The sequence below is a fragment of the Brucella sp. TWI432 genome (assembly GCF_039674445.1).
In the GTDB taxonomy this organism is placed as follows: Bacteria; Pseudomonadota; Alphaproteobacteria; order Rhizobiales; family Rhizobiaceae; genus Brucella; species Brucella chromiisoli.
This window is the reverse complement of record NZ_JBDJNL010000007.1, coordinates 48,475-61,485: the sequence shown is the minus strand read 5'-3', so window position 1 is coordinate 61,485 and position 13,011 is coordinate 48,475. Positions and strand designations below refer to the sequence as shown.

The following is a 13,011-nucleotide window of genomic DNA, read 5'->3' as shown; positions in this document are numbered from 1 at the left end:
TGCTTATGCTGTGACGAGAGCAGCCTTTGCTGTACGCACAACCTCGCGCGTAAGCTCACTTAAATGATCCGCAGCCAGCCGGTTCATCTGCCAGTAAAGTGCGATATCCAGCGGCGTGTTTGGGATCAGCTCGACAAGCCGCCCGGCCTGTAAATGCTCTTTCACCAGGTGCTCAGGATTCATACCCCAGCCCATGTCAGACAGGCTGGCCTCGATGAAGCCCTGCGTGGATGGCAGCCAATGCGTGGGATGCGCAAGATCGCGGCCCATCACCTGAGCGATCCATTGCGACTGCAATCTGTCCTTCTGATTAAAGGTCAACGCAGGCGCATCGGCCAATGTGACCTGCGTTACGCCCTTCGAAAAATAACGCGCAACAAACGCCGGGCTGGCAGTCGCGCGATAGCGAAGCGCGCCCAGTGAAAGGCGTCGACATCCCTGTATCGGCTTTTCCAGACTTGTAACGGCCGCAAGCACCCGTCCCCGTTGCAGCCATTCCGCCGTATGATCCTGATCATCGACAGCTATGTTGAGCAAATAGCGGGTTTGTTTGGAAAAGCTGGACATGGCTTCAACAAACCATGTGCCCAGACTATCCGCATTGGTTGCGATATGCAGCGTCACGCGTTGCTGCGTGTCGTCTTCGCGGACCAGTGAGGGCAAATGTCTGAACAACTCGCTCTCCAGCATGCCCACATTTTCCATATGGCGGCATAGCCATTCACCTTTTTCAGTCGCGAGGCACGGATTGCCGCGCACAATAAGGACCACACCAAGCCGCTCTTCAAGATGCTTGACGCGTTGTGAAACAGCGGATGGCGTGATGTTGAGTGCAATGGCTGCTTTTTCAAAGCTGCCAGTCTGGACAACAGTGGTTACCGCGCGCAGTGCCGGATAATCAAGCATGGATTAGTTTTTCTTAATCTGAACAAGTCACATTAATTAGCCTAATCATTCCCGATACGATAGCAACAGCCTGAATGATAATTCGGGACTTCTTAAAGTGGTGAATAGTTCAGTTTATGTGACCGGCCTGATGATGGGCCTGAGCCTGATTGTTGCAATTGGAGCGCAAAATGCTTTCATTCTGCGGCAAGGACTCCGCAATCAGCATGTTCTCACGGTCGTGCTTGCCTGCGCGATTTCTGATGCTTTTCTCATTGTTCTGGGCGTGACCAGCTTTCAGAAAATTGCCTTGCTCATGCCATGGCTCGATCCAGTGATGCGCTATGGCGGAGCGACCTTCCTGTTTTGGTATGGTGCAAAAAGCCTCTACGCGGCGCTAAGATCGTCCAGCGCGCTGATATCGGCGGAAATGCGTGCTTCCAGCCACACGCAAACATTGATCACGTGCCTTGCCCTCACATGGCTCAATCCGCATGTCTATCTCGATACAGTCATGCTGCTTGGAACAATTTCGACGCGCTTTCCCGGAGAGGAATTCTCTTTTGCGGCCGGTGCTGTGACAGCCTCTTTCCTGTTTTTCTTCACACTTGGCTATGGCGCGTCCTGGCTTCGTCCGGTCTTCGCCAGACCATCCTCATGGCGCATTCTGGAATTACTCATTGCAGCCGTCATGTGGCTGATTGCTCTCAAGCTCGTCATTCCCGCTTGATCGCTCCAAAACACTTTGCGGAATCTGACAGGCTTGGCTACAGCGTTATGATCAACAAAACAGAGTAGCTCTATGCCCGTTCGCCCTATCGTCCAATATCCCGATCAACGCCTGCGCGAAGTGGCAGAACCTGTCACCGCATTTGATCAAGCCTTGCGCGATCTCGCAAACGACCTACTCGATACAATGCGTGCAGCACCCGGCATCGGTATCACGGCACCGCATATTGGTGTCGCCAAACGGGTTGTTGTTCTTGAGCTTTCAAAAGAAACCGGCACACATATTTATGTAAACCCGGAAATAATCTGGGCTTCCGACGAGACGATCAAGCATCAGGAAGGCAGCGTCTCAATGCCCGGCATTGTCGAAGACGTCGAACGGCATGCACGCATCAAAATTCGTTATCAAAACCTTGATGGCACTGAAAAAACGGAAGAATCCGAAGGATTGCTTGCCGTTTGCCATCAGCATGAAATCGATCAGCTCAATGGCATTTTCTGGGTGCAGCGGCTTTCACGTCTGCGGCGTGAACGGCTGCTTAAGCGGTTCGAAAAATTAAATCGTTGATAGATGCGCGCTTAGGCTTGAATTGGCTTAAAAGTCAGCAACCTTGCCCCATGCGCTGCGGTTCAGGCGTTCCGGCCTGTAAGGTTTAGGGTCCACAATCGGCTTACGTCCCAAAACCACATCCGCAATCATATGCCCCGCACCGGGACCGATGCCAAATCCATGTCCGCTGAACCCTGCCGCCAGAATGAAACCCGGAACAGTTTCAATCTCACCAATCGCCGGAACGCCGTCCGGTGTGCTGTCAATATAGCCCGCCCAGCGGTTCGCAATCGGTGTCTTTGCCAGTTCCGGCAGGAGGTCACACGCTCTTTGATAGGTCAGTCGGATCTGCCCCTCATCCGGTTTCGGATCGAGGATACGGTTTCTTTCCATGGGTGTAATCTTGTCGAGCGACCATTTCCTCAACGTTTCGTGGCCTGAACACCAGCCCTGAATACCGCCCGGAGCAAGACTGCGCCAGCGACGCATGAACATCGGTATGAATTCACGGCCAAAACGCAATTGCTGCGGGGTCGTATCAACCCGCGCGCGACCGCTTATTGCCAGCGTATAGCCGCCATCATAGCGTCGTGTGAGCGATACCTGAGATGTATGCAATGCATCAGGCAAACCGACAGCACCGGGCGCGACCGACAGGATCGAAGCGCGAACGGCTGCCTGCGGAAAGCGAATGCCCAACTGGTTGCAGAAGGAAGATGCCCATGCACCGCCCGCCATCACCACGGTTTTCGTCGCAATTGTGCCTGCTTCGGTCACCACACCGCTGACGCGTCCGCCGCTCAGCTCAAGACCGCGCGCAGCGCAGTTTTGATGAACGCTCCCACCTGCCGCCATAATCCCGCGTGCCACAACCGGCACCGCACGTGACGGATCGGCGATACCATCGGTCGGCGAGAAAACGCCGCCTTTCCAGCTGCGCCCCGTCGCTTTACCACGCTCTGCCGCTTCCGCTGCGCTCAACATATGCGTGGTTACACCAACAGTCTGTGCAAAATCACGCCAACGCGCCCAGCCTGCAATCTCCGCTTCATCCTGCGACAGATAAAGAAGCCCGCAACGGCGAAAACCGGGATCTTCCCCCGTTTCCTCGGCGATTTTATCCCAGAGCTCCAAGCTTCTGGTCGCCATCGGAAGCTCGCGCGCATCGCGGTTTTGTTGGCGGCACCAACCCCAGTTTCGGCTCGATTGTTCGGCTGCAATGCGGCCCTTTTCAACAAGCGCAACCTTCACGCCACTGCGGGCGAGGTAATAGGCTGTAAACACGCCAACAACGCCGCCGCCAATCACAACCACGCCCGCTGCCTCTGGCAAGGTTGGGCTGGTTTCAATGTGCAAGAGCGGTGCAGACATGTGTGGAACTCCAGTGTTTTGCACATCCTACTGCCCGCCGCGCCAAGACGTGCATCGGAGTTTGCCTTTACACAGAATTTCATATGGTTTGCTGCGGCTGCGACAGGCGATTATTGCGCAGAAAGCCCGTCTGCTTCGCTCGATCACTGAATATGGAAAACCGCATCTGGCGCGATTGCAGCTTGAAGCGAAAAAGATAATAATCTGATTTCAGAATACAGCATGAGTGGTTTTGCTATGAAGCTCGACAAAATCGACATAAAAATCCTATCCGAAATGCAGAAAAATGGGCGGATAACCAATGTCGAACTCGCAGAACTGGTCAATCTTTCGCCCAGCCCATGCCTGATGCGGGTAAAAAAGCTGCAATCGGAAGGTTATATCACCGGATATTCGGCACAGATCAATGTTTCGAAACTGGGCCAGACACTGACAGTCTTCACCGAGATCACGCTCAAGAACCACCGCCAGATCGATTTTGCACGTTTTCTGGCAACAGTTGAAAAGATCGATTCTGTTATTGAGTGCCATCTGGTTTCGGGCGGTTACGATTATCTTATGAAATTCGTGACCGCCGGAATTGTCGAATATCAGACGATCATGGAGCGCCTGATCGATATGGATGTCGGCATCGATAAATATTTCAGCTTCGTCGTGCTCAAGTCACCCATTGTGAAAGCACATCTGCCGCTAGACGTGATGTTCACAGAATAGCACGCCAATCTCAGCTTCTGGTAAACTCACGCACCAGTTCCGGGTCCTGCTGCAGTCCGTCGAGCCAGCCGGTGTCGAGCTTGGGCACGGATGAGAACAAAAGCCGCGAATAAGGATGGCTGGCGGCATTGCTCATCAGGGCCGGACTTAGCTGCTCAACCTTTTTACCGGCATACATGACCACAACTTCGTCGCAGATCGCACGCACTGTAGAGAGGTCATGACTGATAAAGAGATATGACAGCGACAGATCGCGCTGCAACTCCTTCAAGAGATCAATAATGGCCGCAGCCACAACCGTATCCAGTGCGGAGGTGATTTCATCGCAGATGATCATCTTGGGATCAGCAGCAAGTGCACGCGCAAGATTGATGCGCTGCTTCTGCCCGCCGGAAAGCTCACCCGGCCTGCGGTACCGCAAATTGCGCGGGATCCGCACCATATCAAGCAGCTGATCAATGCGGGCATCGCGGCTTTTGCCATGCATGCCGTGATAGAATGACAAAGGGCGCGCAAGAATATCGGCAATCGACTTGGCAGGATTGAGCGCGGTATCCGCAAACTGAAAGACAATCTGCAATTCGCGCAATTGCTCGCGCGTGCGATGACGCAGAGCGCTCTGCATTTCCTTACCTTCAAAGATAATCTTTCCGCGCGCGGCTGGCAGGATACCGGCAATTACGCGTGCAAGCGTAGACTTGCCGCAACCGGATTCTCCGACGATGCCCAGATTCTGCCCGCGCGATAGCTCAAGACTGACATTGTTGACCGCAATCATCGCCGGATCGCCGGATTTTCCGACAATACCATAACCGGCAAGAACATTCTCAACGACGAGAAGCGGCGATGGCTTTTCAGCTTCGGCAATTTCTGGCCGCGCATGCAAAACCGGCTCAAAAGCTGCAAGCAATTCCTGCGTATAAGGGTGCTGCGGATGATGCAGAATATCCTGTGTGGAGCCTACCTCCTGAACTTCACCGCTTTTGAGTACCACGATGCGGTCTGCAATCTGGGCTACGACAGCGAGATCATGCGAAACATAAACCCCAGCAATATGGTTCTTTTTCATCACCGACTTGAAAGCGCGCAGAACTTCAATTTGCGTCGTCACATCAAGCGCCGTCGTCGGCTCATCGAAAATCACAAGCTTGGGGTCACCGATGAGCGCCATAGCTGCCGAAAGGCGCTGCAATTGCCCGCCCGATACCTGATGCGGATAGCGGTCACCAATTGTTTCGGGGTTTGGCAAGGCAAGCGCCTTGAACAGATCTATTGCCTTTTTGCGTGCCTCTTCCTTCGACATCAGTTTGTGAATTTTGGTCACTTCAATGACCTGATCCATAATGCGATGGGCAGGATTGAAAGAGGCAGCCGCACTTTGCGGCACATAGGACACTTCTGTGCCCCGTTTCTTCGCGCGTTTACGCTCTGAGAGCGAGACAAGATTCTGTTTTGAAACGTCGATACTGCCGCTCACGATCCGGCACCCCGGACGCGTATAGCCCATAAGTGTAAGCGCAATGGTTGTCTTGCCAGAGCCGCTCTCGCCAATGAGAGCCACAATTTCACCTTTGGCAATTTCAAAGCTCACGTCACGGATAATTTCGACGGTGCGACCTGAATCGGTTTTTGCATCCACGCGCAGGTTTTTGATCTCAACCAGATTGCTCATTCACTCGCTCCTGTCGCGGATTTTTTGCGGGAGATTGTCGATCAGCAGATTGACGCTGATGGTGAGGCTCGCAATCGCGACGGACGGAAACACAACGGCAGGGGCCGCAAAGGAAAGACCACCAATATTTTCCTTTACCAAAGCCCCCCAATCGGCAAATGGCGGCTGCACACCAAGCCCCAGAAAGGACATGCTCGACAAAAGCAGGACGATAAAGACAAAGCGTAGGCCAAAATCAGCAAGGACTGGTCCGATGATACCCGGCAAAATCTCTGAACGGATAAGATAGCCGATCTTTTCGCCGCGTGCGCGGGCGACGGTCACATAGTCCCTGGTGTTGATATTGATCGCCAATGCGCGCGCAAAGCGATAGCTGCCCGGCGTATAGATCACCGCCATGATGACAATGAGGACCGGAATGGACGAGCCGATACCCGCAACAATCACCAGCGCCAATATCTTGCTTGGGATGGATGTGAGCGCATCAAGAAAGCGGCTCAATGCTGAATCAAACCAGCCGCCGATAACTGCGGCCATCATGCCAAGTGTCACGCCAAAAAAACACGCCAGAAACACCGCTGCCAGCGAAATGCCAACCGTAAAGCGCGCGCCATAGATAATGCGGGAAAGCATATCGCGGCCAAGATAATCGGTGCCAAGCGGAAACTGTGCACTCATCGGTCCGAAAAAGTCGAAATCGATGATTTCACCCACCGGATGGGGCGCGATCCACGGCGCAAAAATGGCAACCAGTGCCCAGCAGAGAATAATCAGGAACGAAACTGTGCCGACCAGATTAACCCGATAACCAAAGCGTTGAGACTTAGTCTTTCGCTGACTTGAAACGGAAGCGGTCATGATTATCGCAGCCTCGGGTTGGAAACGATAGCAATGATATCCGCCATCGTAATGAGCAGAAGATAGCCAAAGCAGAAAATCATCGCGCAGGTCTGGATCAACGGCAGATCACGCGTTGCGACAGCATCGAGCATCAGCTTGGCTATGCCGGGATAATTGAAGATGGTTTCGACAATAATGACGCCGCCCAGCAGATAAGACAGCGACAACGCAACCGCATTAACGATCGGCCCGAGCGCATTTGGCAACGCATGAACCATGACCATACGGCGGCGCGAAGCACCTTTAAGAAGCGCCATTTCAACATAGGGTGTGTTAAGCGTTTCAAGAACGGCGGCGCGCGTCATGCGGATCATTTGCGCTGAAATCACAAAGCTCAGCGTGATCACCGGCATGGCAAAGACTTTGAGAAGCCCTATGAAAGACGTGACTTCATTGGCCATTGAGAGGGCTGGCAACCAGCCAAGATAAACTGCAAACACAATCACGGCGATGGTCGCGACCATGAACTCAGGGACGGAAATCACCGAGATCGTGATGATGGAAACAACCCGATCATAAATCGTACCGCGCATGATGGCCGCAGTGATGCCGAGAAACAGAGCGATCGGCACCGATATTACGGCCGTCACGCCGGCAAGTTTGAGCGAGTTCACAAGCCTGCTGCCGATGAGATCGGCAATGGGCAGATTGTTGGCATAGGACACGCCAAGATCGCCGGTAAGCAGATGGCCCAGCCAGAATATGAAGCGCAGGAAGGCAGGCTGGTCGAGATTCATCGCGTGACGAAGTCCTGCAACAGCCTCCGGCGTTGCGGCCTGTCCGAGAAGAATTTCGGCGACGTCACCGGGCAGCATCGCTGTTGCAAAGAAAATCGTAAATGCAACAATCAGCAGCGTAACGAATGCAACAACAAGGCGTTTGGCGACGAGAATCAGCAAAGGCGATTTCATGGTCATGCGCGGCCCAATATTTTGGGGAAACGATCAGTTCGGGCAAAATCCATGCCTTGCCCGAACTCGAAGAACGAATTTACCGGATGAACAATCAGGCTTCCAGCCAGGCGTGTTCGGCAAATGTATAGCCCATCATGCCACCCAGCGGATTTGGCTCGAGACCTTTAAGCTTCGGCGAAGTTGCATCGACATTCGACATGAAGGCCGGAATGACCGTTCCCGCTTCATTGGAAATCATGGCCTGCATTTCGCCGTAGATTTCTTTACGTTTGTTTTCATCGAGCAGACCGCGTGCTTCAAGCAGCATCGAGTCGAATTTCTCGGACTTATACCGGCTTTCGTTCCACGGCGCATCGGACTTATAGAGCAGCGAGAACAGAATATCCGGCGTTGGACGAGCGTTGATATTGCCGTAATGAACAGCATCCTTCAGCCAATGATTTGACCAGTAGCCGTCCGATGGTACGCGATCAATGGCGATCTTCTGACCGATGGTTGATGCGGCCTGTTGAAGAACCATTGCATAGTCCAGCGATGACGATGCAGCTTCTGCGGCAGTGATGCGGATTTCCTGACCAAGCACACCGGCTTTTCCAAGCAGGGACTTTGCACGCTCTGGATCAAACTCGCGCTGTTTGAGTTCGGCATTGAAGTATTTGCTGGTTGCAGGCACCGGATGATCGTTTGCGATTTCTGCAAGACCGCGCAACACAGACTTCTGAATGACTTCACGATTGGTGAGATATTTCAGCGCTTCGGCCACGCCAGCCTTGTCGCCCGGTGCCATATCAAGGCGGGCATTAAGATTGGTATAAGTGCCAAGCTTCGAGATAAAAAGGTTCGCAGCAGGGTTGTTTTCAAGCACGCGCAACGAACGCGGATTGAGGTTCGCACCAAGCTGAATATCGCCGGAAAGAACCGCATTCATACGGGCACTCTCATCAGAGATCGCAAAGAATTCGAAGGAATCAAGGTGCGGTCCGTTATTCCTCCAGTAATTCTCGTTGCGCGCAGCAATCGAACGAACTCCCGGCTGGAACTCTTTTAAGACAAATGGACCCGTCCCGTTGCCCTTAGAAAAATCCGTCGTGCCATCGGCAACAATCATGAAATGATGCAGCGCGAGAATGGTTGGAAGATCGGCATTTGCACTTTCAAGCGTGATCTCGACTGTGGTGTCGTCAATCTTTTTGACGCCTGTGATCTGCTTGGCAATCGCATTGACCTTGGAGCCAACAGCCGGATCAAGGTGACGCTGAAGAGAAAACACCACATCATCTGCGCTCAGCGACTTGCCATCATGGAATGTCACCCCCTTGCGCAGTTTGACAGTCCAGACCTTTGCATCCGCGCTTTCGACGCTTTCGGCCAGTTCCATCTGCGTTTCGCCATGCCCGTCAAGGAAGGTCAGGCGGTTATAAACCGCACAGCAGCGCACATAGTCAGTAGCATTTGAAGCTTTGGCAGGATCAAGCGTATCGGCAGTGGAAGAGCTAAAGCCCGCAGCTTTGATAAAACCGCCTTTGACCGGCGTCGCAGCATATGCGGAGGTCGCGCGGCCCAGGATTGTTGTGCCCGCTGCAGCCGCAACCCCACCCATTAACATCATCTGCAACAATTCACGCCGGGTTGCCCCGCGTCGAATTGCATTTTCAATCATACGGTCGTCGGAAGAAGTCCAGTTGGTAATCTTCTCGCTCATAGCAGTTCCCCTTGTTTAACAATTGCATCTGGTGCTCCGGTTTATTGCCACCGGTTTCACCGCATTTTTTAAAGATCCGTTGTTTCAAGCACCTCATGCTCACGTCGATCGGAAAAGCATTTGAGTGAGAGAGCGACCATGCATCTAATGCGCATTATTCGGTCATCCAAACTCAATCCAGCAGATTGCCTTTCGTCTTCACCTTTTGCAGCCTTATTAGTTTGTTATGAACAAGCGCATTAATTGCGCTGAATTGATGAAGGACCGCAGCATAATATTGCGAATCTTGTGCGCTGACGAAATTCCGGTTCGCAACCTCTTGCTGCTGTCCGCAAACCTATCCCTTCATCGCGGCACGAACATCTTCGTCAGCAAGCGTCTGGTCCAGCGTTTTGCGCGTGCGTTCGATAATCGCATCAATGTCGTCATCTGTGCAGCAAAGCGGCGGCGCATAACCAAGAACACCATTGGCGAAAGCGCGGATGACAAGACCATTGTCCCATGCGCGGTCAAAAATTCGGCGAGCCGGATCGGCTGCTGCCGGAAGCGGCGTCTTGTTTTCCTTGTCAGTCACAAGTTCAATGGCTGCCAGCATCCCGCGACCACGCACATCGCCGACCAGCGGATGATCGGAAAGCGACTGCAAACCTGCCATAAGGCGCTGGCCCGCCTTGCGGCCATTTTCAAGCAAGCCATTTTCATAAAGGCGCAGGCATTCAAGCCCGACCGCTGCACTGACCGGATGTGCGGAATAGGTATAACCGTGACCGACAGCGGCCTTACCGGCGCCATCGGCAATGGTGTTATAGACATGCTCAGACATAAAGAGCGCGCCCATCGGCACATAACCCGATGTCAGTCCCTTCGCCGTGGTGATGAAATCGGGCACCACATCGTCTTCGGAACACGCAAAAAGTGGGCCCGTGCGGCCAAAGCCGGTGATCACTTCATCGGCAATCAACAGAACATCATATTGTTTACAAACAGCATGCATAGCTTTGAGCCAGCCTGCCGGCGGCACCAGCACACCGCCCGAACCCTGAATAGGTTCAACATAAAATGCTGCGACACGCTCCGCACCCAGTTCTTCGATCTTGGCACGCAATGCTGCAACAGAGGCATCAATGATTGCCTGCGGATCGGTGCCGACCGGGTTGCGATAAGCATAATGCGATGGAATTTTATGCTGCCAGTCATATGGCACGCCAAACCCCGCATGGAATGCCGGCAGTGCTGTCAAACCAGCCCCGGCAGTGGACGAGCCGTGATAACCATATTCCACCGGGATGAACTGGTCTTTCTGTGGCGTCCCTTTGGCGTGATAATAATAACGAATGTAGCGGATCGTACTGTCGATCGCATCAGAACCGCCCAGCGTGAAATAGACATGATTGAGATCACCCGGCGCACGATCAGCCAGTTCAGCCGCAAGGCGAATGGCAGGCTCTGACCCCAGGCCAAAATAGCCGGTTGCATAGGGAAGCTCTTGTAACTGCTTAGTCGCAGCTTCAACAATACTATCCTGCCCATAGCCAACATTCACACACCAAAGACCCGCGAAGCCGTCAAGCAGCGTGTGCCCGGATGCATCCGTGACTGTTGCCCCCTTGCCGGACTTCAGAACACGCACGCCAGCGGCTTCATGACTGCGGAATGATGAGACCGGATGCACCAAGTGGGCGCGATCAAGTTCGATCAACGAATTACTCAGCATAATATTCTCCAAATCAACCTAATGCCTGATTTACAAGCGCATATGTGCGGTATTCACTGCCGCTATTGTCTTCGCTCTGCTCAACTGCACGGCACATCGGTATCCCGCCGCCGACATGCGCAAGTCCGCGCCCGGTGAGCCAAGGACCGAGATGTGTTGCAATGTTTGTATCAATGCGAACAAATTCACCTGCATGCTGCGCGAGCAGAAAATCAATCAGCGAACGTGCCTCATCGCCGGTCTTTGCAACAACCGGACCAATAACAAGCCCACGCCCAAAAGGGCGAATTCCGGCAAATGCATCGACATGATCTTCTTTACGAAGAACCGCGAATTTCGCGTTTTCTTTCAAAAGCTGCATGATATTTGTGCGATTGTGGCCGGTTGCCAAATGATCAAGCGCAGCCAAACGCGCAAAATCATCGCTTGCAGCCCATGAAATGTTACTCGGTGCAGCAACCTTGAGAGCCAGACCCTGATGCTGAACGATCTCGCCATTTGCCACAAAGCCAAGCTTTTCATAAAGCGGGAGGCCCTCGTGTGTGGCAACAAGCAGACACGTGCGCCCTGTGGCGGCATCGAGTGCTGCCTGCATCAGCTTGCGGCCAAGCCCGCGTCCGCGCATGGCTTCATCAACTATAACCATATTAACCGTTGCAACAGCCTCCCCCAGAGGCGTGGACATTGCCGTACCGACAACACGTCCGTCTTCAAGCGCAACCACGCCATTGCTCAGTGCCAGCACAAATGCCCAATCTTCACGACGATGCGGCCAGCCTGCCTGCTGCGACAAGCCAACGGCCCCATCAAGGTGATCCGGCGTCATCGTTTCAAGAGTGATTTGCGATGCAGTCATGGTTATTTCCGAGTAGCGTTCTTCTTAGGTCCAAATTAGAATAGCGCTTGCAGCAGTTCATCCCGACCAGCGTCGAAATGCCATGTATTTCGACTTTCCTTGGATGCCCGCGCCGCATCTTATGCCGCGACAGACACAGAACCACAGCAACAAGCCGCCTTCTGCGCCACCTGAAGATCGTACAGACAAAACTCTCTGCCAAAGCGCACGCCACATACGAAACAATCTGCTTTGCAACAGTGTGAATGCAGTGATTAGTCCATGCGCCGCTCATTATGATGTATGAGAACGGCACCGCGGTGCCTGCAAGGCTTGGAAGGATCAAATCATGGCCCAGTTTAGACCTAAATACATCACCTTCGATTGCTACGGCACACTAACCAACTTCCAGATGGCAGAAGCGGCGCGTGATCTTTACGGCAAACAACTTGATGAAGAGCACATGCAAGAGTTCATCAAGAACTTTGCAGCCTATCGCCTTGATGAAATCCTGGGCGACTGGAAGCCTTATAATGAAGTTGTGCACAATGCGATTGAGCGGACCTGCAAGAAGAACAATGTGACGTTCAAGGAGGAAGATGCGCGCACAGTCTATGAACGCGTTCCAACCTGGGGTCCACATCCCGACGTGCCAGCCGGTCTTTCCAAGGTCGCCAAGGAAATCCCGCTCGTCATCCTTTCAAACGCCATGAATGAGCAGATCCACCACAATGTCGAAAAGCTGGGCGCCCCGTTCCACGCGGTTTATACGGCGCAGCAGGCACAGGCCTATAAGCCCCGCTTCAAGGCATTCGAATATATGCTCGACCAGCTCAATGCCAATCCGGAAGACATTTTGCACGTCTCGTCGTCATTCCGTTACGATCTGATGTCGGCACATGATCTTGGTATCAAAAACAAGGTCTGGGTCAATCGCGGTCATGAGCCAGCAAATCCTTATTACGGCTATACCGAAATCAAGGGTATTTCCAGCTTGGCCGACGTAATCGGATTATAAACAAGGC

12 protein-coding genes are annotated in these 13,011 nt (G+C 53.1%); 4 read left to right on the top strand and 8 right to left on the bottom strand.

What is annotated here, in order from left to right; genetic code table 11:
* Positions 1 to 3: 3 nt before the first annotated feature.
* Entirely contained in the window at positions 4 to 906 is a 903-nt protein-coding gene (locus ABE527_RS11905) for a LysR family transcriptional regulator ArgP (protein ID WP_265985754.1), read from the bottom strand.
* Between the two features lie 130 nt (positions 907 to 1,036).
* Between ABE527_RS11905 and ABE527_RS11900 the strand changes: the two genes are divergently transcribed.
* Together ABE527_RS11900 and ABE527_RS11895 are read left to right on the top strand one after the other, a co-directional pair.
* On the top strand, positions 1,037 to 1,615 hold the full coding sequence (locus ABE527_RS11900) for a LysE/ArgO family amino acid transporter (RefSeq protein ID WP_265985851.1): 579 nt from the start codon (positions 1,037 to 1,039) through the stop codon (positions 1,613 to 1,615).
* A gap of 72 nt (positions 1,616 to 1,687) precedes the next feature.
* A complete protein-coding gene (locus tag ABE527_RS11895) occupies positions 1,688 to 2,182 on the top strand; it encodes a peptide deformylase (protein WP_499697040.1) in 495 nt (164 codons plus the stop codon).
* Positions 2,183 to 2,209: 27 nt separating this feature from the next.
* Here the strand turns inward: ABE527_RS11895 and ABE527_RS11890 are convergent, their stop codons facing one another.
* The gene (locus ABE527_RS11890; protein ID WP_499697039.1) at positions 2,210 to 3,535 is read right to left on the bottom strand and encodes an NAD(P)/FAD-dependent oxidoreductase; all 1,326 of its coding nucleotides are present in this window, start codon (positions 3,533 to 3,535) and stop codon (positions 2,210 to 2,212) included.
* A 237-nt stretch (positions 3,536 to 3,772) separates the two neighbouring features.
* On the opposite strand from ABE527_RS11890, the gene ABE527_RS11885 reads away from it, so the two are divergent.
* Complete coding sequence (locus tag ABE527_RS11885; protein WP_094508510.1) at positions 3,773 to 4,249, top strand: Lrp/AsnC family transcriptional regulator; 477 nt, start codon at positions 3,773 to 3,775, stop codon at positions 4,247 to 4,249.
* A gap of 10 nt (positions 4,250 to 4,259) precedes the next feature.
* On the opposite strand, the gene ABE527_RS11880 is transcribed toward ABE527_RS11885, so the two are convergent.
* From ABE527_RS11880 to ABE527_RS11855, 6 genes are all read right to left on the bottom strand, one after another.
* Positions 4,260 to 5,921: an ABC transporter ATP-binding protein gene (locus ABE527_RS11880; RefSeq protein ID WP_499697038.1), complete on the bottom strand. Its 1,662-nt coding sequence runs from the start codon at positions 5,919 to 5,921 to the stop codon at positions 4,260 to 4,262.
* Entirely contained in the window at positions 5,922 to 6,779 is an 858-nt protein-coding gene (locus ABE527_RS11875; protein WP_499697037.1) for an ABC transporter permease, read from the bottom strand. It lies immediately after the preceding gene.
* Between the two features lie 2 nt (positions 6,780 to 6,781).
* Positions 6,782 to 7,732: an ABC transporter permease gene (locus ABE527_RS11870; protein WP_499693906.1), complete on the bottom strand. Its 951-nt coding sequence runs from the start codon at positions 7,730 to 7,732 to the stop codon at positions 6,782 to 6,784.
* Positions 7,733 to 7,826: 94 nt separating this feature from the next.
* Positions 7,827 to 9,437: an ABC transporter substrate-binding protein gene (locus ABE527_RS11865; protein WP_499697036.1), complete on the bottom strand. Its 1,611-nt coding sequence runs from the start codon at positions 9,435 to 9,437 to the stop codon at positions 7,827 to 7,829.
* 337 nt (positions 9,438 to 9,774) lie between these two features.
* The gene (locus ABE527_RS11860) at positions 9,775 to 11,151 is read right to left on the bottom strand and encodes an aspartate aminotransferase family protein (RefSeq protein ID WP_499697035.1); all 1,377 of its coding nucleotides are present in this window, start codon (positions 11,149 to 11,151) and stop codon (positions 9,775 to 9,777) included.
* A gap of 13 nt (positions 11,152 to 11,164) precedes the next feature.
* Positions 11,165 to 12,007, bottom strand: a complete 843-nt coding sequence (locus tag ABE527_RS11855) for a GNAT family N-acetyltransferase (RefSeq protein ID WP_499697034.1) — start codon at positions 12,005 to 12,007, stop codon at positions 11,165 to 11,167.
* Between the two features lie 328 nt (positions 12,008 to 12,335).
* On the opposite strand from ABE527_RS11855, the gene ABE527_RS11850 reads away from it, so the two are divergent.
* Positions 12,336 to 13,004, top strand: a complete 669-nt coding sequence (locus tag ABE527_RS11850) for a haloacid dehalogenase type II (protein ID WP_265985762.1) — start codon at positions 12,336 to 12,338, stop codon at positions 13,002 to 13,004.
* Positions 13,005 to 13,011 lie beyond the last annotated feature (7 nt).